Here is a 19,196-nt window from a genome sequence, read left to right as displayed (position 1 = left end):
CAGATGCAATCGCTTGGCCGCATCATCGAAATCTGGCGTTATCCGGTCAGTTCCATGGGAGGCGAACAGATGCAGGAGGCGCTGCTTGCCCCCGGCGGCCTCGAGCATGACCGGCTCTGGGGCATCGTCGAGAAGGAAAGCGGCGCGATTGCCGCGCCGGAAAACCGCAAGCCCTGGCGACCCCTGCCGAACCTGCAATCGCGGATCGGCGCGAGCGGCATCGAGGTGGGCAACGGCGAAGGCGACTGGTTTGCCGTCGAGAGCGCCGAGGCGGAGGACATGGCCAGCCGCTTCCTGGATTTCCCGGCCGCCTTCAAGCCGCATGTGCCCTTCGGATCGGAAGGCGAGGGCAAGGTGGCACCCCGCTACCAGCGCGCCGACATCCACCTGTTGACCACCGCCTCGATGCGCGAGCTCGGCGATCTTCTCGGCAAGCCGGAGGAGGTGCATCCGCGCCGCTTCCGCCCCAACATCGTCGTCGAGACGGAGCCGGGTTTCAGCGGTCTGGTCGAGCATCAGCTGATCGGCCGGAAACTCGTCGTCGGCGATGCGGAAATCACCTTCACCGAACCCTGCGCCCGCTGCACCTTCACGGCGCTGGCGCAAGGACATCTGTCTTTCCTGCCGGCGGTCCTGCACAAGATCAGCCAGCACGGGCAGGGCGGCTTTGGCGCTCTCTGCAAGGTGGAGGGCACGGCGACGATTCGTGTCGGCGACCGTCTCAACCTTGCCGAAGCGTGATCTTCTTCCAACCCTCGACGCTCGGCGGGCCGGCGGCAACGGAGAGCGATACGGCCTTGCCGATTTCGTAGATGACGGCGCCGACCGTCATCGATTTCATCAGGCCGAGTTTCGTGCGCGCGTTCGCCGGGCCTTTCGGCACGATCGATACCGCGCCGCCTTTGCGGCAGGCGGACAGCGCTGCCTTGATCCTGTCGAGATCGACCGGCTTGTTGCGGGCGAAATCGGTGTGGAGGCTGCGCAGCCGGTTTCGCGAATTGCTGCTGCCTTCCATCTTGGCGCCGGGAGCGGCGTCGGTGCTGGCGAGCGGATGGTTGGTATGCAGCGACCGGCCGTTCTCGACCGTCAGCACGGCAGCGCCGCCGGCGGAGCATTCGAGCGTGCGGACGCCTTGCCGGTCGCCGATCTGGTAGTTCTGGCCGGAAGCGTGGCGCACACGCGAAAGAAATGTCGCGGCCGCTTCGGCATTCGCCTGGGCCAGTGCGCCGCGCATGGCAAAGGCGACCGGAAGGCCGCGCCGGCTGGTGGCGAGTTGCGACAAGGTGTTGACGCAGATGCCGAGGCCGCGGCTGGAAACCCCCATCAGGCCGACCATGCCGGCGGAGGTGTAGACCAGCGTTTCGTCATCGTCGCCTTCGAGCCGCAGCAGTGCTTGTGCCTGGTCGTGCCAGCGCGGCAGGTCCATGGTCTGGCCGACCAGCGTCGGCTGGCCGTCGGAAGGCGCGATCGCCAGGCTGCTGCAATGGCCGTCGCCCTTTGCCCTGCCGAACCACCATTCCTCGTCCATCAGTTGCAGGGCGAAAGCCGTCTCTTCCGCAATGCCGGCGCCTTCGGCGATGCCCTGGACCTCTTCCAGGAGGTCGGGTATGAATTCTGCCGTGGCGGCGCGAAAATCGGTGGCGGAGAGGAAAGCCGGCAGGAACGTTCCGGCCGGCTGGCCGTAGGACTTGCCGATGGCCGCCTGCCAGCGCTCGATCTTTTCGGTGATGACGCCGCGCAAGGCTTCGCCATGCGCCCGCCCGCGGGCAAGCGGTGCCCTGGGGCAATCGACGATCGGCAGGTCTTTGGTATGCATGGTTTCCTCCGGAATTATGGCTACGCTTCCGGCAAGGCATAGGCGCCGGTCATGGTTGCGGACCCTACTGCAGCGGAGCAAAACGTGGAACTGTAATCCGTGATGATGCCCCGGGTTGGACACCATCGGAAACCCCACCCTTCGCCCTCGGAACAAGCCCGTGGACGACGTCGGAAGGAGGGCAAGCTTCAGCCTCAACCGTAGTTACAGCCGAAGGCAGGACACTTCCCGCCTTCGGCCTGCGCTTAAGACGAAACCTCAGTTCTTCTTCACGCCCCAGGCCCGCTCCTTGTCGGCCGGCCAGACGGCGTAACCTTCGATCTTGGCACCGACTGCGGCGACCACCGGCTCGTAATAGAGGCCGAGGATCGGCACGTCCTTTGCCATCAGCTCGTGGATCTGCTTGAAGATCGCCTTGCGCTCCTCGAAGTCGGTGGTCTTCGTCGACTTGAGATAGAGGTCGTAGGCCTCCGTGCTGCCCCACTGCGCCGTGAGATCGGTCTTCTTGTCGCCGATGATGATGCCGTAGAACTGCGAGGGGTCGAGGCGGGCGGAATAACCGAAGGATTGCATCTGGAACTTGCCGGCAAGATAGTTGTCGAGCTGGGCGGCCCAATCCAGCACTTCCAGTTCGGCATTGATGCCGGCGCCGGCCAGCATCGCCTGCACGAGAACGCTGTTTTCATACATGCCCTGGTAGCGGGTGTTGGTCTGGATCTTGATCGTCTCGCCCTTGTAGCCGGCCTCGGCCAGCAGCGCCTTGGCGGTTTCCGGGTTGTAATCGGGCCACTTCAGGAAATCCTGATCGAAGAAGGCGCTGGCCTGCGGCACGCCGGAGGGGTTGAATTCTGCAAGCCCCGCTGTGCGGGCAGCCGCGATCTGCTTGAAATCGATGGCGTGGGCAATCGCCTGGCGCAGCTTGACGTTCGACATCAGGGGATCGTTGGTCTGGATCAGCAGCGGCGTCAGCGACAGCCCGGCGGTGGTCATCACCTGCAGGCCGCGGCTCTTGGCGTCCTCGATGCGTTGCGATTCGAAATTCGGCAATACGTCGACTTCGCCGGCAAACAGCGCGGTTTCGGCGGCCGAAGTATCCGGAATGATCATGAATTTCGCTTCGTCGACCAAAGCCGTGCGATCACCGGCGTAACCGCTCGCCTTTTCCTTCAGCGGCTTGTAGTCGGCGTATTTTTCCAGAGTGACGTACTGGCCCTTCTGCCATTCCTTCAGCTTGAAGGAACCGCTGCCGATGGCGCTGTCAGCGATCCACTTGCCGTCGGCGCCGACATTCTTCGGGCTGGCGACCCAGCCGTTGCATTGAATGTTGGCGAGCTGTGCCAGGAACAGCGCATTCGGCTCGGCGATCTTGAAGACGACGGTGCGCGGATCGGGCGTTTCCACCGCCTCGACCTTCAGTCCCTGCGAACCGTCGAAGAAGGCGTTGCAGAACCACTCGGCGCCTGCCGCGACGCGCCGGTCCCAGTTCCACTTGACGTCGGCGGAAGTAACGGAATCGCCGTTGTGGAAGGTCGCGCCGTCGCGGATGGTGAAGGTGTAGGTCTTGCCGTCGTCCGAGACCGTCCAGGCTTCGGCGAGCGCCGGGCCGATGGTCAGGTCGTCGCGGAAGCCGACCAGCGTCTCGAATATGTGGTGCAGGATGGTGTCGGTGTTGGCATCGCGGTTAAGGCCTTCCGTTCCGCGGATGTCGGCATTGATGCGGATGTTCAGCGTATTGGCCTGCGCCCCGGCACCAAACAGCAGACCCGCTGCCAATGCCGTCGAAATCAAGAATGTCCGGTTCATGGTTGTCTCCGATTGTTCCCCGCTTTGTTATCGTCAGGAGCGCGCGCGGATTGCGCCCAGCGTTTCTGCAAAGAAGTCCTTGACCTTGCCGATCAGCTCCCGGTCGTCATGGGCGATGCCCGGCACGATGTCGTGGCGTACGGAAATGCCGTGCTTCTCGAAGCTGTGTTTCAGCGCCCGCATGCGGTCGTTGCGCGTGGCGCCGGCGAGCTCGGCGCCCGGCATGTACCAGGCGTCGTCGGGGGTGATGGTGATCTCCCAGGTCTCCAGGTCGTTGCCGCCGATGACCATCTGCACCGCGACCTTGCGCATTTCTCCCAGGTTTATCGCCTTGCCGAAGACCTTTTCGAAGTCGCGTACGCCGACCCAGAAGTCATGGTCGAAGTCGAGCAGGGTCACGACGCCGGGCGCGCCGATCGAGGCGGCCATCAGCCGTTCCGGGTGGAGATAGAAGAACCGGTGGGTGAAATGGCCGCCGCCGGAGAAGCCGTACATCATCACCCGGTCGCCTTCGATGCGGTATTTCTCCTGCATCTCGGCGATCATATCGAGCATGACGGCATCATAGTGCAGGTCACCGTCCCTCAGCATTTTGTAGGATGAAAGATCACCGGGAAAGCAGATGTTGGCGGGAAAGAGCGGGGCGAGGACGATGACGCCGTTGGCCTCGGCAAAATCGGCGAATGCATCGCGATAGGCCAGCATGCCGCGCTCCGTGCCGTGCACGATCACCGCCAGAGGATAAGTCTTTTCGCCGTCTTCCTCGTAATCATCGGGAACATAAGCGCAATAAGGAAAGCGCTGATCGAAGCGCGAGGCATAGACCGTTGTATGCCCGAAATCGTAGTAGGAAAGTTTCTGGCCGTGACCGCTGACGTTACGCATGCAATTGGTTCCCTCCTGATGACGGGGACTATTTCATAATTTTATGTGCATGAAAAGCGTTTTTAGGTCTGGCAAAAACAAGCCTGTCGATCATGATGATCGAACGCCCGGCGGCAGGACGGAAGATCGGCGAAAGTGGAGACGCAGGGCAGGGCGCCTGCCGGGGTGCGGCAGATCGGGCCTTCTTCGGGAGGGGGAGTTACCAAAGCGCGCCGCGATCTTCCGGTTTCGCTCTTACGCTCCAGCTCTTCGTTTCCGCGTGTCGTTTTTGCAAAAGCGCTGCGCACTTCTGCGCGACATGCACTATTCCTGCAATTGTCTGGCCGGAAGCGTCATGCGGATGATCAGGCCGCTGGCCCGCCAGTCGCGCTCGATTATGGCGTTCATGCCGCGTTTCAGCGTCTCTTCGAGACGGCTGCCAAAACCGCCGACATTTTCGGCGGCATGGGCGGGAGGACCGCCGATCTCGACCCATTCCAGTCGCAGTTCTTCGTCTTCCACCTGACAATCGACCTGCAACTGCCCGTTCGGTGTCGACAGGCAACCGTATTTCGCCGCGTTGGTCATGAATTCATGCAGCAGCAAGGCGAGGTTGGTCACCTTGCCGGCGCCGATGCGCATATCGGTGCCGGCAAGGCAAACGCGGTCCCGGTTGCTGTTCTGGTAGGGGGCGACAAGGGCGTTCAGCAGGGTGAAGATCGTCGTGCCGGCTTCGAGCAGCGTGCCGTCGGATTGCATGGGCGGCAGGGTCATCTCATGGGCGCGGGCCAGCGCGGTGAGGCGTTCCTTCAGCGATCTTGCCAGGTCGGTCGGCGTTTCGGCGCTGCGGGCGGCAAGCGAAACCAGCCCTCCCGTCAGGGCAAACAGGTTCTTGATGCGGTGGTTCATCTCCCGCAGCAGCAATCCCTGGCGCTCCGCCGCTCTTTTCCGCTCGGTAATGTCGCGTGCCACCTTCGACGCGCCGATGATCGTGCCGTCGTTGCCGCGAATGGGGGAGATCGCCAGCGAAATGTCGATGGATGCACCGTCCTTGCGCAGGCGCACCGTTTCGAAATGGAGGACATGTTCGCCCTGGCCAACCCGTGCCAGGATGGTTTTTTCCTCTTCCAGCCGGTCTTCGGGAATGAGAATGGTGATCGGCTTGCCGATCGCCTCTTCGGACCTGTAGCCGAAAATATGCTGGGCTCCCCGGTTCCAGCTGGTGATGGTGCCCGCCAGCGTCTTGCTGATGATGGCGTCTTCCGACGATTCGACGATGGCCGCAAGCAGGGCGGCGGACTCGTGCGACTTGCGCCGCAATTCTGCTTCCGCCTGCGACGCCCTGAGCAGCCGGGCATTGTCGATGGCGATCGCCGCATGCGAGGCGACGGCCTGCACCAGTTCTTCATGTTCGTCGGAGAACATGCCGGGCAGGTCGTGGCCGAACAGCAGGCCACCATGGACCTCACCGGTGCGGGAGATCACCGGAACGGCGAGATAGCTGACGACGGGCAGGTGGCCCGGCGGCATGCCCTGCAGCGGCTCGTTCCTCGCATAACGTGGATCCTGGCGGATATCGTCGGAGCGTACCACGCCGACGCCGTCGAAGGTCGGGGCGAACACGGCTGTCTTGCGCGGCAGGCCAAACCGCTCGAACGCCGAGCGCGGCGCGCCGGACAGCGTGTAGAGGCTGAAATGCGGCCCTTCGACGCCGGGGATGTTGTAGAAGAAGGCGCCGTATTTCGCGCCGGTGAGTTCCGTCGCGCCATCGGTGACGACCTGCACGATGCGATCGAGATCGAGATCGCTGGAGATGGCCTTGGTGATGGCATAAAGCGTGCGCAAAAGCCTGACGTCCAGCCGGGATGCAACCGATTCCGGTTGTAGCTCCATGCCGGTCGGTGACGTTTCATCCATCCCACAAGGCTCCTTCGGCTCGGAGCGCGGAAACATCCGCGGCTCTTACGATATCAATACCTTATTCTGGTCGGCGGTCTGGGTCAAATCGCCACTTTTTCAGCAGGAAGACTACAACGAAAAGGCGAGCTTTCGCCCGCCTCTTCGTCGATTTGAACGGTTGCAACCGACCGTCAGTGGCTGTCCTTGCCGACAGCGTTGCCGCGACATCCCTTGAGGAATCCGAGGTCGGCGCCGGTATCGGCTCCCTGCACCTGCTGCTGGTGCAGCCAGGCGTAACCGGATTCCGGCAACTCGTGGTTCGGCTGCCATTCCGCAAGGCGACGGGCCAGCTCTTCCCCGGAAATGTCGAGATGAAGACGACGGTTCGGCACGTCGAGCTCGATCATGTCGCCATCCCTGACGACGGCGAGCGGACCGCCGACGGCCGCTTCCGGCGAGGTATGCAGCACGACGGTGCCGTAGGCCGTGCCCGACATGCGGGCATCGGAGATACGCACCATGTCGGTGATGCCCTTTTTCAGCACCTTCGGCGGCAGGCCCATGTTGCCGACTTCCGCCATGCCCGGATAACCCTTCGGACCACAGTTCTTCAGTACCATGACGCAGGTCTCGTCGATATCGAGATTGTCGTCGTTGATCTTGGCCTTGTAGTCGTCGATGTCCTCGAACACCACGGCACGGCCACGGTGGACCAGCAGATGCGGCGAGGCGGCCGACGGCTTCAGCACGGCGCCCTTCGGCGCCAGGTTGCCGCGCAGCACGACGATGCCGCCCGATTGCGTCAGCGCCTTCTCTGCCGGCAGGATGACGTCCTCGTTCCAGTTGATGACGTCCTTGACTTCGTCCCACATGGTTTCGCCGGAGACGGTCAAAGCATCCTTGTGCAGCAGGCCGGCTTCGCCGAGACGCTTCAGCACCACGGGCAGGCCGCCGGCATAGAAGAACTCTTCCATCAGATATTTGCCCGACGGCATCAGGTTGACGATGGTCGGCACGTCGCGGCCACAGCGATCCCAGTCGTCGAGCGTCAGGTCGATGCCGACGCGGCCGGCGATGGCGAGCAGGTGGATCACGGCGTTGGTCGAGCCGCCGATGGCCGCGTTGGTGCGGATGGCGTTCTCGAAGGCCTGCTTGGTCATGATGTCGGAGGGTTTCAGGTCGTCCTTGACCATCTGCACGATCCGGCGGCCGGTGAGCTGCGCCATGACCTTGCGGCGGGAATCGACGCCCGGGATGGCGGCATTGCCGGAAAGCGCCATGCCCAGTGCTTCGGCCATGGAGGCCATGGTGGAGGCGGTGCCCATGGTGTTGCAGGTGCCCGAGGAGCGGCTCATCGAGGCTTCCGCCTCGAGGAATTCGGCCTGCGTCATCTCGCCGGCCTTGACCATCTCGGAGAATTTCCAGAGGTGCGTGCCGGAGCCGACGCGTTCGCCGCGGAAATAGCCGTTGAGCATCGGACCGCCGGTGACGACGATCGAGGGCAGGTCGACAGAGGCGGCGCCCATCAGCAGCGACGGCGTGGTCTTGTCGCAGCCGACCAGCAGCACACAGCCGTCCATCGGCTGGCCGCGGATGACTTCCTCGACAGCCAGGGAGGCGAGGTTGCGATACATCATCGCCGTCGGGCGGAAGGTATTTTCGGAGGCCGAGAACACCGGTACCTCGAGCGGGAAACCGCCGGCTTCCCAGACGCCTGCCTTCACCTTTTCGGCGAGCTCGCGCAGATGGCCGTTGCACGGCGTCATGTCCGACCAGGTGTTGAGGATGCCGATGACCGGGCGCCCGTCGAACAGGTCGTGCGGATAGCCCTGGTTTTTCATCCAGCCGCGGTGATAGATCACGTCACGGCTGGTGCCGCCGTACCATTCCTGCGACCGCAGCCTGCGGGGCCATTCTGCTTTCTTCTTCATTGTCTTGCCCTCGTTGATGCCGAGCCGCCGTTTCGGGACGGCCCGGATCTTCGGATATGTCAGGCCAGCGTGTAGGCCGTCTTGACGGTTGTAAAGAACTCGCTCGCATATTTGCCCTGCTCGCGCGAACCGAAGGAGGAGCCCTTGCGGCCGCCGAAGGGCACGTGGAAATCGACGCCGGCGGTCGGCAGGTTGACCATCACCATGCCGGCTTCCGAATTGCGCTTGAAATGCGTCGCATGCTTGAGGCTCGTTGTGGCGATGCCGGCCGACAGGCCGAACGGCGTGTCGTTGGCAACGGAAAGCGCCTCGTCGTAATCCTTCACCCGGATCACGGCGGCGACCGGCCCGAAAATCTCTTCGCGGGCGATGCGCATGCTGTTGGACGCCTCGGTGAACAGCGTCGGCTGCAGGTAGAAGCCGGGCGTCTCGTTCCTGACGAGTTCGCCGCCGAAGGCGAGCCTGGCGCCTTCCGACTTGCCGATCTCGATGTAGTCCGTGTCGGTCTTCAACTGCTTTTCGTCGACCACCGGGCCGATATGGGTGCCGGCCATCAGGGCGTTGTCGACGGTCAGCGTCTTCAGCTTTTCGGTGAGGGCTGCGACGAACCTGTCATGGATGCCTTCGGTGACGATCAGGCGCGAAGAGGCGGTGCAGCGCTGGCCGGTGGAGAAGAAGCCGGAATTGGCGGCGGCTTCGACGGCGACGGTGAGGTCTGCGTCGTCGAGCACGACCATCGGGTTCTTGCCGCCCATTTCCAGCTGGAACTTGCGGTTATGCTCGATGGAGGCGAGTGCGACGCGTTTGCCGGTGCCGGTGGAACCGGTGAAGGTGAGGCCGGCGAGATCCGGGCTGTCGAGCATGGCCTGGCCGACGACGGAGCCCTTGCCCATCACGAGGTTGAGCACGCCCTTGGGCAGGCCGGCGCGATGCAGGATGTCGACGATGGCCCAGGCGCAGCCGGGCACGAGGTCGGCGGGCTTGAAGACGACGGTGTTGCCGTAGGCGAGTGCCGGGGCGATCTTCCAGGCGGGAATGGCGATGGGGAAGTTCCACGGCGTGATGACGCCGATGACGCCCAGCGGATCGCGGGTGATCTCGACGCCGATATTCGGGCGCACCGAGGGCAGCACCTCGCCGGCGAGGCGCAGGCATTCACCGGCGAAGAAATCGAAGATCTGGCCGGCGCGGATGGTTTCGCCGATGGCTTCGGGCAGGGTCTTGCCTTCCTCGCGGGCAAGCAGGCGGCCGAGTTCTTCCTTGCGGGCGATGATCTCGTCGGAGGTCTTCTTCAGGATCGCATGGCGCTCAAGGATGCCCGAGCGCGACCAGGCCGGGAAGGCGGCCTTGGCGGCGGCGATGGCAGACGCGACGTCGGCGGCGGTGCCGGAGGCGTATTCGCCGACGATGTCATTGGTGTCGGACGGATTGATGTTGGCGGTGGCGTTGGTGCCAATCCATTCGCCGGCGATCAGGTTCTGATAGATGGTCATGGCTCCGGGAGCCTCCTTTCGGATGTGGGGAGGAGGTCCGCTGCCCTGGGAGGATGCGACGGACCTTCCGTGAACTAGAGCTGCTGCACCACGATCTCTTCCTCGGCGGCGACCGCCAGGGGATTGCGCAGCGGCAAGCCGAATTCGCTCACCTCGATTTCGAAGACATCGCCCGCCTGCGGCTTGATGCCGTCGGCGAAGGACAGGGTGGCCGTGCCGAACATGTGGACGTGGATATCGCCCGGTGCGCGGAACAGGCCGTACTTGAAGTGATGATATTCGAGGTTGGCGAAGGTATGCGACATGTTCGCTTCACCCGAGAGGAACGGCTTTTCGAAAATCACCTCGTCGCCGCGCTTGATGCGCGACAGGCCGCGAATATCATCCGGCGCGGCGCCGATGCGGATTTCCGGACCGAAGCTTGCCATGCGCAGCTTGGAATGGGCGAGGTAGAGATAGTTGATGCGTTCGGTAACGTGGTCGGAGAACTCGTTGGAGAGCGCAAAACCGATCCGGAACGGCGTACCGTTGTCGGCGATCACGTAGATGCCGGCCATTTCCGGCTCCTCGCCGCCGTCGAGCGCGAAGGAAGGGGAAACAAGGTTGGCGCCGGGGGCGGCGGTCTGCGTGCCGTTGCCTTTGTAGAACCATTCCGGCTGCACGCCCTTTTCGCCGGCCTTCGGCTTGCCGTTCTCGATGCCCATCCTGAACATCTTCATGGAGTCGGTCAGCGTTTCTTCCGCCGCCTCGGTGGCCTTCTTGTGCATGGAATCGCGCGTTGCCGCGGAGCCCAGATGGGTGAGGCCGGTGCCGGTCAGGTGCAGGTGGGCCGGATCGGGATGGGTGATCGGCGGCAGCAGACGGCCTTCCGCATAGGCCTTTTCCAGATCGACGGTTTCGCCGAGACCCTTGGTGGCGATGACATCCGCCAGGCTCTTGCCGGCATTGGCGGCTTCCATGGCCAGCGCATAGACGCTGCCGGCGCCGACGACGGCCTTCGCTTCGCCACCCACTTCACGCACGGCGACGACGATGGCGCCGTCCGTGCCCTTGACCTGAGAAATCAACATGCGTTCGTTCCTTTTCCGGGTCGAGAGGAGTCAAAGGGATCCCGTTCCGCCCGAAGGCGGCCAACTCCATGCTCTTGCTTGTCGGGGGCTGGCGCTTCGGCTCAGCCCTTGTTCTTGTTGTAGACGTCGAAGAAGACGGCTGCGAGCAACACCAGGCCCTTGACGAGCTGCTGGTAATCGATGCCGAGGCCCATGATCGACATGCCGTTGTTCATTACGCCCATGATGAAGGCGCCGATGACCGCACCGGTGATCTTGCCCACGCCGCCGGAAGCCGAGGCGCCGCCGATGAAGCAGGCGGCGATGACGTCCAGCTCGAAGCCGACGCCGGCCTTGGGAGTGGCCGAGTTCAGGCGGGCGGCGATGATCATGCCGGCGAGCGCGGCGAGCACGCCCATGTTGACGAAGGCATAGAAGGTCAGCCGCTCGGTGTTGATGCCCGAAAGCTTGGTCGCCTTCTCGTTGCCGCCGAGCGCGTAGATGCGGCGACCGATGGTCGAGCGGTTGGTGATGAAGGTGTAGAGCGCGATCAGGAGCGCCATGACCACCAGCACGTTCGGGAAGCCGCGATAGGTCGACAGCTGGAAGCCGATGAAGATGGCGACGGCGCCGATGATGGCCATCTGCAGCGCGAAGAACACCATCGGCTCGTTTTCCGAACCGTGCAACTCGTTGGTGCGGCGCTTCTTCAGGCCGAAATAGACGGCGGCGATGACCAGCACCACGACGACGACGAGGGCGAAGAAGTTGGTGACGACCGTCGGAGCCGGGTTGGCGAAGGCCAGCAGGTCCGGAACGAAGCCGGTCGACAGCAGCTGGAAGTCCTTCGGGAAGGGGCCGATCGGGCGGTTCTGCAGCACGAGGTAGGTCAGGCCGCGGAAGACGAGCATGCCGGCCAGCGTGACGATGAAGGACGGGATCTTCTGGTAGGCGACCCAATAACCCTGCATGGCGCCGGCGACGCCGCCGAGGATGAGGCAGATCGGCACGACGATGGAGAAATGCAGCCCCCATTTCACCAGCATGATCGCCGACAGGCCGCCGATGAAGGCGACGATGGAGCCGACCGACAGGTCGATATGCCCGGCGACGATGATCAGCAGCATGCCCAGCGCCATGATGACGATGAACGAGTTCTGCAGCACGAGGTTGGTGATGTTGACCGGCCTAAACAGCACGCCCTGGGTGATGACCTGGAAGAAGACCATGATCACCACGAGCGCGACCAGCAGGCCGTACTCGCGGATGTTGTTTCGAAGGTAGCTTCCGATCGAAGTGGTGTTTGAAGCGCTGGTTTCGCCGGCCATTAATTTTTCTCCCCAGAGCGCATGATGGCGCGCATAATCGATTCCTGGCTTGCCTCTTCCTTCGGAAGCTCGGCAACGATGCGCCCTTCGTTCATGACGTAGATGCGGTCACAGGTTCCAAGGAGCTCGGGCATTTCCGACGAAATCATCAGGATGCCTTTGCCTTCTGCGGCAAGCTGGTTGATGATGGAATAAATCTCGAATTTGGCGCCGACGTCGATACCGCGCGTCGGCTCATCGAGGATGAGTATTTCAGGGTTTGTGAACAGCCATTTCGACAGGACGACCTTCTGCTGGTTGCCGCCGGACAGGTTGACCGCTTCCTGATAGATGGAGTGCGAGCGGATACGCAGGCGCGAACGATAGTCCGTGGCGACCTGGGCTTCGCGCCGCGTATCGATGACGCCGTTGCTGGCCACCGCCGAAAGATTGGCAAGCGAGGTGTTGTGCATGATGTTGTTGATCAGCACGAGACCCAGGTGCTTGCGGTCTTCGGTGACATAGGCAAGGCCGGCATCGATCGCCTTCGGGATGGTGCTGACGTCCACCGGCTTGCCGTGCATCGACACGTCGCCGGTGATCTTGTGGCCCCAGGAGCGGCCGAAGATGCTCATGGCGGTTTCGGTGCGGCCGGCGCCCATGAGGCCGGCGATGCCGACGACTTCGCCGGCGCGGACGTTGAAATTGACGTCGTGCAGGAATTGCCGGTCGCGATGCTGCTGGTGGAAGACGTTCCAGTTTTTCACTTCGAGCAGCACGTCGCCGATTTTTGGCTCGCGCGGCGGATAGCGGTCTTCCATGTCGCGGCCGACCATGCCCTTGATGATCCGGTCTTCGCTGATGTCTTCCTTGTGACAGTCCAGCGTTTCCACGGTGCCGCCATCGCGCAGGATGGTGATCTTGTCGGCGACCTTCTTGATCTCGTTGAGCTTGTGCGAAATGATGATCGAGGTCAGGCCCTGGTTGCGGAATTCCATGAGCAGCTGCAGGAGCGCGTCGGAATCCGTCTCGTTGAGCGAGGCGGTCGGTTCGTCGAGGATCAGCAGGCGCACCTTCTTGGAGAAGGCCTTGGCGATCTCGACCAGCTGCTGCTTGCCGACGCCGATATCGGTGATCAGCGTCGAGGGCGCTTCCTTGAGGCCGACCTTGGCCAGCAGTTCGCGCGTCCGTGAAAAGGTTTCCCGCCAGTCAATGACGCCCTTGGCGGCGATTTCGTTGCCGAGGAAGATGTTTTCGGCGATCGACAGCAGCGGCACCAGCGCCAGTTCCTGGTGGATGATGATGATACCGAGATCTTCGCTGTCGGAAATGGTGGAAAAGGCGCGGACCTCACTGTCGTAGTGGATCTCGCCATCGTAGGTTCCGGCGGGATAGACGCCGCTGAGAACCTTCATCAATGTCGACTTGCCGGCGCCGTTTTCGCCGACGAGTGCATGGATCTCTCCTTCGCGGACCTTGAAATTGACGTTGTCCAGCGCCTTCACGCCTGGAAACGTCTTGGTGATATTCCGCATTTCGAGAATGATGTTTTCCATGTCAGTCACATTCCAGGGCGGCCGCAACGTCAGCGCGGGGCCAGCCGGCAATAAACACCTCCATATCGTACGGGGATCCGCGATGAAACACGGACCCCCGGCCAATAACGAGGATTAGTTGTCGATCTGCTCGGCGGTGTAATAGCCGGACGTGGTCAGGATGTCCTTGGCGTTCGTCTTGTCGACGGCAACCGGCTTCAGCAGGTAGGACGGAACGACCTTGACGCCGTTGTCGTAGGTCTTGGTGTCGTTGACTTCAGGCTCCTTGCCCTGCATCAGCGAGTCGACCATGCCGACGGCGACCTTTGCCAGTTCGCGCGTATCCTTAAAGACCGTCGAATACTGTTCGCCGGCAAGGATGGACTTGACCGACGGCAGTTCAGCGTCCTGGCCGGTGACGATCGGCATCTTCAGTTCGCCGGAACCGTAGCCGACGCCCTTGAGAGCCGACAGGATGCCGATGGACAGGCCGTCATAAGGAGACAGAACGCCGTTGACGTGACCGTCGGTGTAGGTCGAGGACAGCAGGTTTTCCATGCGGGCCTGTGCAACGGCACCGTCCCAACGCAGCGTGCCGACCTGTTCCATGCCCGTCTGGCCGGACTTGACGACGATGTCGCCGCTGTCGATCAACGGCTGCAGGACCGACATGGCGCCGTCATAGAAGAAGAAGGCGTTGTTGTCGTCCGGCGAACCGCCGAAGAGTTCGACGTTCCACGGCTTCACGTCGGCGAAGTTTGCCTTGAGGCCGTCGACGAGGCTGGTGGCCTGCAGGACACCGACCTGGAAGTTGTCGAAGGTGGCGTAATAGTCGACATTGCCGGAATCGCGGATCAGGCGGTCATAGGCAATGACCTTGACGCCTGCATCGTGCGAGCGCTGCAGGATGTCGGACAGCGTCGTGCCGTCGATGGCGCCGATGACGAGAACCTTGGCACCCTTGGTGACCATGTTTTCGATCTGGGCGAGCTGGTTCGGAATGTCGTCGTCAGCGAACTGCAGGTCCGGGGTGTAGCCGGCTTCCTTGAACAGCTTTTCCATGGTCTCGCCGTCCGAGATCCAGCGCGTGGAGGTCTTGGTCGGCATGGAGATGCCGACGACGCCCTTGTCCTGCGCGAGCGCGGGCATGACGAACGAGGCGACGCCGATGGCGGTCGCTGCGAACAACGAAAGAAGGGTCTTCATTTCTCTCTCCCTTGGTGATCAATGCGGCAGGTGTTGTTTGCACCCGCCCTGAAACTGTGGGCCAGTCGAGAACAAGCGCACCAACGGGTCCGAAGACACCCTGATGATCTCGCCAGCCTTTTCATCTGCTCCCAGCACACCTCCGCAAACTCGTCTTTTTTCCCATAACTGTCAAATCGAATAAATTGCATCTCCTATATCAAAAATGATATAGTGAGCGCATTCAGAACGTGACTGCCGGCATGGCCCGGAAAGGTTATCATGACAAAGCATTCTCAGCCATCATGGCCTGAAAATACACCGCTTTCCACCGATATCGACGCACTGGCCCTTCTCAAGTCGGGGCTCAAGCTGACGCATCTCAGCATGCTGGTGACGATCGAGGATCACGGCCAGATCAGCGCGGCGGCGGAGGCGATGAACATATCGCAACCGGCTGCGTCGCGGATGCTGTCGGAGATGGAATCGATCCTGCGCACGCCGCTTTGCGAGCGGGTGGCGCGCGGCGTGATGCTGACCAAATACGGCGCGGCGCTGGCCAAGCGGGCACGAAAAATCCTGCTGGAGCTGCGCGAGGCCAACCGGGAACTGGCGGAACTGCGCACCGGCAACGGCGGGTCGGTGTTCATCGGCGCGGTGACGGCGCCGGCGATCAGCCTGGTGGTGCCGGCGATCCACAAGGTGACGGCGAGTTATCCCGGCATCGAGATCAACGTGCAGGTGGAGACGAGCAACGTGCTTGCCCGCGAACTGCTGGCGGCGCGGCACGATTTCGTCATCGGCCGCATTCCCGACGATCTCAACCCGCGGCTGTTCCATGTGCACGAGATCGGCATCGAGCGTGCCTGCCTGATGGTGCGCGAGGGCCATCCGCTGCTCGGCAAGCCGGCCGCCAGCCTTTCCGACCTGCCGGCGTTCGACTGGGTGTTCCAGCCGCCGGGCACGTTGCTGAGGCGCACCGTCGAGGATATCTTCGTGACCGCCAACGTGCCGCTGCCGGAAAACATCATCAACACCTCCTCCCTGCTGCTGACGGCGGCGGTGGTCTGCAAATCCGACGCGATCGCCCCTGTTGCCGTCGACATGGCGCAGTTCCTGGCCGGCCAGAGTTCGCGGGCCGGCGACATCCGCATCCTGCCGATCGATTTCGAGATCAACGTCAAGCCCTACAGCCTGATCACGGTGCGCGAGCGCGAGTTGCCGCCGAGCGCCAGGCTGCTCTACGATATCATCCTGGAGGAAAGCCTGGCGCTGGCGGCCGCCTGACCAGCCCGGCGCCATCTCCAGCCGCCATTCTGGCGGCCAAAGAAGGAGACGACATGCTGTTCGGTCAATCGCTGTTCCAGTCGGTGCTGGAGCGGCTGGAGCAGGAAAGATCCGAGGAGGAGGACGAGGCGCCGGCGGCCTCGGCCTATCGCGTGCGGGGCTTTTCCACCGGTTTTGTGGCCGCGACCATGGAGGGCGCCATCGGCAGCCGCCATGCGGAACGCTCCTATCTCGACGTGCTGGAGGACACGCCGCCGCCGGTGCCGGAGGAGGAACCGGTGATGCCGGACCATCTGTTGCGGCTCCTGCCGGAAGAAATTGCCGAGGATCTTGCCCTGTCGCCGTCGGACGGCGTGGCGCGGCTCAACGAAAAACGCCGCCTGTTTGCCAAGTTCAATCACCCCGACGGCGTGCACGAAAATTTTCGCGACAACGCCACGATCCGTATGACCATCGCCAACCTGATGATCGACGAGGCGCTGCGCCGGCTGGACGCATAGAGCAATTCCTGCAAAAGTCCGTAGCGGCTTTGCGTGCGGAAAAGCGGACACTCTAAGGCCGTTGTCATCCGCCCCCGCCTGGATGGCCTGCACATGTCTGCGCCTGCAAAACCTTGCTGTTTCGCACGGGGGTTTGTTCCACGCTCTCGCCGGAGTCACGGTGGGCGCGGCAATGCCTTTGGCCGGGGAGGGCTCAGTCCTGCTTGTTGTCCGCAGGCGCCTCGTCGCCATCGTCCGGGTTCTGGGCTGGCGTGTTCGTCGCGGCCGGCTCCTGCGGATTGAAGGTCAGGAGCAGCATATAGGCGGCATAGGCGCCGGCTGCACCGGCCAGGATCGCCCAGAACGGCTGCGCCGCCACGAGTTCGACGATCGCCCAGCCGAAACAGGACCCGACGATCGCCAGCCGCACCCAAAGCGGTCGGTAGGTAGGGTGGCTCGGATCGATCAACTGCATGGCGGCTTCCCTGTTGTTCCTGACATGTTGCCGCCCTGTATAGCATGATGGCGGCGCGGGAAACTCCTTTACGGTTCCACCGCCTCTCTGCCTATTTCGACCGACCGACGCTGCTTGGTGATCGCCGTCGGCACATCATAGTTCGCCACGGCGCAATTTTCGCATTGAAGCGCAACCGATCCTGGGTTAAAGAACGCCTCACCAGACGACGAGCGAATCTTTTCGCCGCGGCATGCACCCGTAGCTCAGCTGGATAGAGTGTTGGATTCCGATTCCAAAGGTCACAGGTTCGAATCCTGTCGGGTGCGCCAATTCCTTTTTTGACATGTTCATATCTCCTAACATCTTCTTGCAGAGACCTTGTTTGCGGATATCCGGCAGTGGATGGAAATGCCGAAGGGTGGTCACTTTGGGGCACTGGAGCAACCACAGCTGTTTGCTGAGGACGTCATGGCATTCATTGAAAAGCTTGGCCGATAACACGAGATGGAAGCGTTTTCATGCGACGGAGGCTTCGTAACCGTCGCGAAACGTTCTTACATGACGCTCCATCGCCTCTGCGGCCAGTTGTGGATCTTTGGCGGCTATCGCTTTTACAATATCGGTATGCTGCTCATAAAGCAGTGCGTCACGTCCAGCGCCGATTTTAGGTTCGCTCAGCGAGTAATTGAAATATCCCAGCACGATGTTTCTCAGGACTTCGGAAACATACAAATGCAGAGCACTACCTGCTGCACGGGCGATCGTCAGGTGGAGGTTGAGATCCAGATCGATCTTTCGCTGAGGCGAGTCAATTGGCCGCTTCATTTCCGATAGAATGCGACGCATGGCCAGCATATCTGTGTCCGTTGCGTGGGTCGCCGCACGTTTCGCTGCGCAAACCTCTAAGTAATGCCTGATGGCGCAGAGGTCCTTGAAGTTTGAAAAGTCCTCGGATGCGCTGGTGCTAAGCCCTCTTGCCAGTTCATTGTCGGGAGTATCCATGATAGCTCTGGTGCCGGCGCGTTCGTCCGCCTCCACGAGTCCATTTAATTTCAGGATAGCCAGCGCTTTGCGGACACATTCCCGGCTAACCCCGAAAAGATCGGCAAGGCGTCTCTCACTGAGCAAGCGGTCGCCGGCTTCAAGTTGTCGCGTCGCAATCATACTTGCAATTTCGCGAGCAATTGCATCGCGCAAAGTCTCGGGTTGCTGCGCTGCCAGTTCAACCAGCATCTCGTCCTCTGCCAAACCGCCTTGAAGAACGCACAAAGGCGGACGAAGAGCCCTATGCAGAAGTTCATTCTTCTCACGAAGGAGTACAAGGACGCTTGCAAGGTCTCCCCGGGCTATCTGCGTAGCTAGCCGCGTGTAGATGCCGTAGAGATTATCACGCATTTGCGCCGTTTTCGGTGCGCGATGAATGGTATCGAAGTATGCACGCAAGCCGCGTGTCAGATGTTGCATCAGCAGCACAAAGACCTTGCTTCCTGACATTTCAGCCATGAACGCTCGCCACTCGAATTCTCGGGGCGGCTGGTCATCCGTCGGAATGCTCTGGAGGAGACTGCCAGCCAGAAGGGCGAGCTTTTTTTGGTTCGCATTTGCCATGCATCGTTCAATAAGCAGCTCGTCGAAGAAGTGGCAAAATTCTGCAAGATCCTCCAGACTTCTGCGGCTGGCCTGTTGCAAGAACTCAAGTTGCTCGCCGTTGGTCACCACTCGTGTACCTGAACGTTGGACGGCTTCCAGATATCCGATAGATTTAAGACGGTTCAGCGCGGCGCGAACGCACACTCTGCTCGTCATCAATGCGTTCGCGATGCGGCGTTCCGGAGGAACCTGCGTCCCAGGCTGGAGACGCCCATTTGCTATCATCGCAAGGAGGTTAACCGCGAGGCGATCTGAAAGCATTGCTTTCTTTTGAATATTCAGCATAAGCCGACCTGGTCGGCCAATTGACCTCACATCGATAGGGTTCGGAGTTTCCCCACGCAAGAGCGACAATTGAAGTTCCAGAGTATCGTGCATGCTTCTTTCTCCGTATCACGGCCACGTTGATCCGCAATAAATCCGTCTGCACTCGTTTTCGTC

15 protein-coding genes and 1 tRNA gene are annotated in these 19,196 nt (G+C 61.8%); 4 read left to right on the top strand and 12 right to left on the bottom strand.

Annotated elements, in window-relative coordinates:
* Nucleotides 1-3: 3 nt before the first annotated feature.
* A complete protein-coding gene (locus tag DEM27_RS04870) occupies nt 4-741 on the top strand; it encodes an MOSC domain-containing protein (protein WP_109457083.1) in 738 nt (245 codons plus the stop codon).
* Here the strand turns inward: DEM27_RS04870 and DEM27_RS04865 are convergent.
* The 10 genes from DEM27_RS04865 to chvE all read right to left on the bottom strand — a co-directional run bounded on the left by DEM27_RS04865 (nt 722) and on the right by chvE (nt 14,903).
* The gene (locus DEM27_RS04865; RefSeq protein WP_109457082.1) at nt 722-1,816 is read right to left on the bottom strand and encodes a C45 family autoproteolytic acyltransferase/hydrolase; all 1,095 of its coding nucleotides are present in this window, start codon (nt 1,814-1,816) and stop codon (nt 722-724) included. The genes DEM27_RS04870 and DEM27_RS04865 overlap by 20 nt on opposite strands.
* A gap of 258 nt (nt 1,817-2,074) precedes the next feature.
* Nucleotides 2,075-3,619 carry an ABC transporter substrate-binding protein gene (locus DEM27_RS04860; protein ID WP_109457081.1) on the bottom strand — a complete coding sequence of 515 codons (1,545 nt, stop codon included), beginning with the start codon at nt 3,617-3,619 and terminating at the stop codon, nt 2,075-2,077.
* Nucleotides 3,620-3,652: 33 nt separating this feature from the next.
* Complete coding sequence (locus DEM27_RS04855) at nt 3,653-4,504, bottom strand: alpha/beta hydrolase family protein (RefSeq protein ID WP_109457080.1); 852 nt, start codon at nt 4,502-4,504, stop codon at nt 3,653-3,655.
* Between the two features lie 303 nt (nt 4,505-4,807).
* Nucleotides 4,808-6,400, bottom strand: a complete 1,593-nt coding sequence (locus DEM27_RS04850) for a PAS domain S-box protein (protein ID WP_245445668.1) — start codon at nt 6,398-6,400, stop codon at nt 4,808-4,810.
* 173 nt (nt 6,401-6,573) lie between these two features.
* Nucleotides 6,574-8,313 (bottom strand): L-arabinonate dehydratase, encoded by a 1,740-nt coding sequence (gene araD / locus DEM27_RS04845; protein WP_109457078.1) that lies wholly within the window; start codon nt 8,311-8,313, stop codon nt 6,574-6,576.
* A 59-nt stretch (nt 8,314-8,372) separates the two neighbouring features.
* On the bottom strand, nt 8,373-9,806 hold the full coding sequence (locus DEM27_RS04840) for an aldehyde dehydrogenase family protein (protein WP_109457077.1): 1,434 nt from the start codon (nt 9,804-9,806) through the stop codon (nt 8,373-8,375).
* Nucleotides 9,807-9,880: 74 nt separating this feature from the next.
* Nucleotides 9,881-10,876, bottom strand: a complete 996-nt coding sequence (araD1, locus tag DEM27_RS04835; protein WP_109457076.1) for an AraD1 family protein — start codon at nt 10,874-10,876, stop codon at nt 9,881-9,883.
* A gap of 101 nt (nt 10,877-10,977) precedes the next feature.
* Nucleotides 10,978-12,183 (bottom strand): multiple monosaccharide ABC transporter permease, encoded by a 1,206-nt coding sequence (gene mmsB / locus DEM27_RS04830; RefSeq protein ID WP_109457075.1) that lies wholly within the window; start codon nt 12,181-12,183, stop codon nt 10,978-10,980.
* Complete coding sequence (mmsA, locus tag DEM27_RS04825; protein WP_109457074.1) at nt 12,183-13,718, bottom strand: multiple monosaccharide ABC transporter ATP-binding protein; 1,536 nt, start codon at nt 13,716-13,718, stop codon at nt 12,183-12,185. Before mmsA ends, mmsB begins: the two co-directional genes overlap by 1 nt.
* A 114-nt stretch (nt 13,719-13,832) precedes the next feature.
* A complete protein-coding gene (gene chvE, locus DEM27_RS04820) occupies nt 13,833-14,903 on the bottom strand; it encodes a multiple monosaccharide ABC transporter substrate-binding protein (RefSeq protein WP_109457073.1) in 1,071 nt (356 codons plus the stop codon).
* A 261-nt stretch (nt 14,904-15,164) separates the two neighbouring features.
* On the opposite strand from chvE, the gene DEM27_RS04815 reads away from it, so the two are divergent.
* Nucleotides 15,165-16,169: a LysR family transcriptional regulator gene (locus DEM27_RS04815; protein WP_109457072.1), complete on the top strand. Its 1,005-nt coding sequence runs from the start codon at nt 15,165-15,167 to the stop codon at nt 16,167-16,169.
* A 53-nt stretch (nt 16,170-16,222) separates the two neighbouring features.
* Nucleotides 16,223-16,669, top strand: a complete 447-nt coding sequence (locus DEM27_RS04810) for a hypothetical protein (protein WP_109457071.1) — start codon at nt 16,223-16,225, stop codon at nt 16,667-16,669.
* Between the two features lie 193 nt (nt 16,670-16,862).
* Here the strand turns inward: DEM27_RS04810 and DEM27_RS04805 are convergent, their stop codons facing one another.
* A complete protein-coding gene (locus tag DEM27_RS04805; RefSeq protein ID WP_109457070.1) occupies nt 16,863-17,123 on the bottom strand; it encodes a hypothetical protein in 261 nt (86 codons plus the stop codon).
* Between the two features lie 234 nt (nt 17,124-17,357).
* On the opposite strand from DEM27_RS04805, the gene DEM27_RS04800 reads away from it, so the two are divergent.
* Nucleotides 17,358-17,434 (top strand) — tRNA-Arg (locus tag DEM27_RS04800).
* A 187-nt stretch (nt 17,435-17,621) separates the two neighbouring features.
* Here DEM27_RS04800 and DEM27_RS04795 read toward each other — a convergent pair.
* The gene (locus tag DEM27_RS04795; protein ID WP_109457069.1) at nt 17,622-19,133 is read right to left on the bottom strand and encodes a FadR/GntR family transcriptional regulator; all 1,512 of its coding nucleotides are present in this window, start codon (nt 19,131-19,133) and stop codon (nt 17,622-17,624) included.
* Between the last annotated feature and the right edge of the window lie 63 nt (nt 19,134-19,196).

Source organism: Rhizobium album (genome assembly GCF_003122325.1).
Taxonomy (GTDB): Bacteria; Pseudomonadota; Alphaproteobacteria; order Rhizobiales; family Rhizobiaceae; genus Metarhizobium; species Metarhizobium album.
Note: the sequence above shows the minus strand (reverse complement) of the source record. Positions and strands in the feature narration are given on the sequence as shown.

Coding starts and splice junctions, on each gene's coding strand:
- DEM27_RS04870 (WP_109457083.1), top strand. CDS start 4: ATGCAATCGCTTGGCCGCATCATCGAAATCTGGCGTTATCCGGTCAGT.
- mmsA (WP_109457074.1), bottom strand. CDS start 13,718: ATGGAAAACATCATTCTCGAAATGCGGAATATCACCAAGACGTTTCCA.
- DEM27_RS04850 (WP_245445668.1), bottom strand. CDS start 6,400: ATGGATGAAACGTCACCGACCGGCATGGAGCTACAACCGGAATCGGTT.
- chvE (WP_109457073.1), bottom strand. CDS start 14,903: ATGAAGACCCTTCTTTCGTTGTTCGCAGCGACCGCCATCGGCGTCGCC.
- DEM27_RS04865 (WP_109457082.1), bottom strand. CDS start 1,816: ATGCATACCAAAGACCTGCCGATCGTCGATTGCCCCAGGGCACCGCTT.
- araD1 (WP_109457076.1), bottom strand. CDS start 10,876: ATGTTGATTTCTCAGGTCAAGGGCACGGACGGCGCCATCGTCGTCGCC.
- DEM27_RS04840 (WP_109457077.1), bottom strand. CDS start 9,806: ATGACCATCTATCAGAACCTGATCGCCGGCGAATGGATTGGCACCAAC.
- DEM27_RS04805 (WP_109457070.1), bottom strand. CDS start 17,123: ATGCAGTTGATCGATCCGAGCCACCCTACCTACCGACCGCTTTGGGTG.
- DEM27_RS04795 (WP_109457069.1), bottom strand. CDS start 19,133: ATGCACGATACTCTGGAACTTCAATTGTCGCTCTTGCGTGGGGAAACT.
- DEM27_RS04810 (WP_109457071.1), top strand. CDS start 16,223: ATGCTGTTCGGTCAATCGCTGTTCCAGTCGGTGCTGGAGCGGCTGGAG.
- DEM27_RS04815 (WP_109457072.1), top strand. CDS start 15,165: ATGACAAAGCATTCTCAGCCATCATGGCCTGAAAATACACCGCTTTCC.
- DEM27_RS04860 (WP_109457081.1), bottom strand. CDS start 3,619: ATGAACCGGACATTCTTGATTTCGACGGCATTGGCAGCGGGTCTGCTG.
- araD (WP_109457078.1), bottom strand. CDS start 8,313: ATGAAGAAGAAAGCAGAATGGCCCCGCAGGCTGCGGTCGCAGGAATGG.
- DEM27_RS04855 (WP_109457080.1), bottom strand. CDS start 4,504: ATGCGTAACGTCAGCGGTCACGGCCAGAAACTTTCCTACTACGATTTC.
- mmsB (WP_109457075.1), bottom strand. CDS start 12,183: ATGGCCGGCGAAACCAGCGCTTCAAACACCACTTCGATCGGAAGCTAC.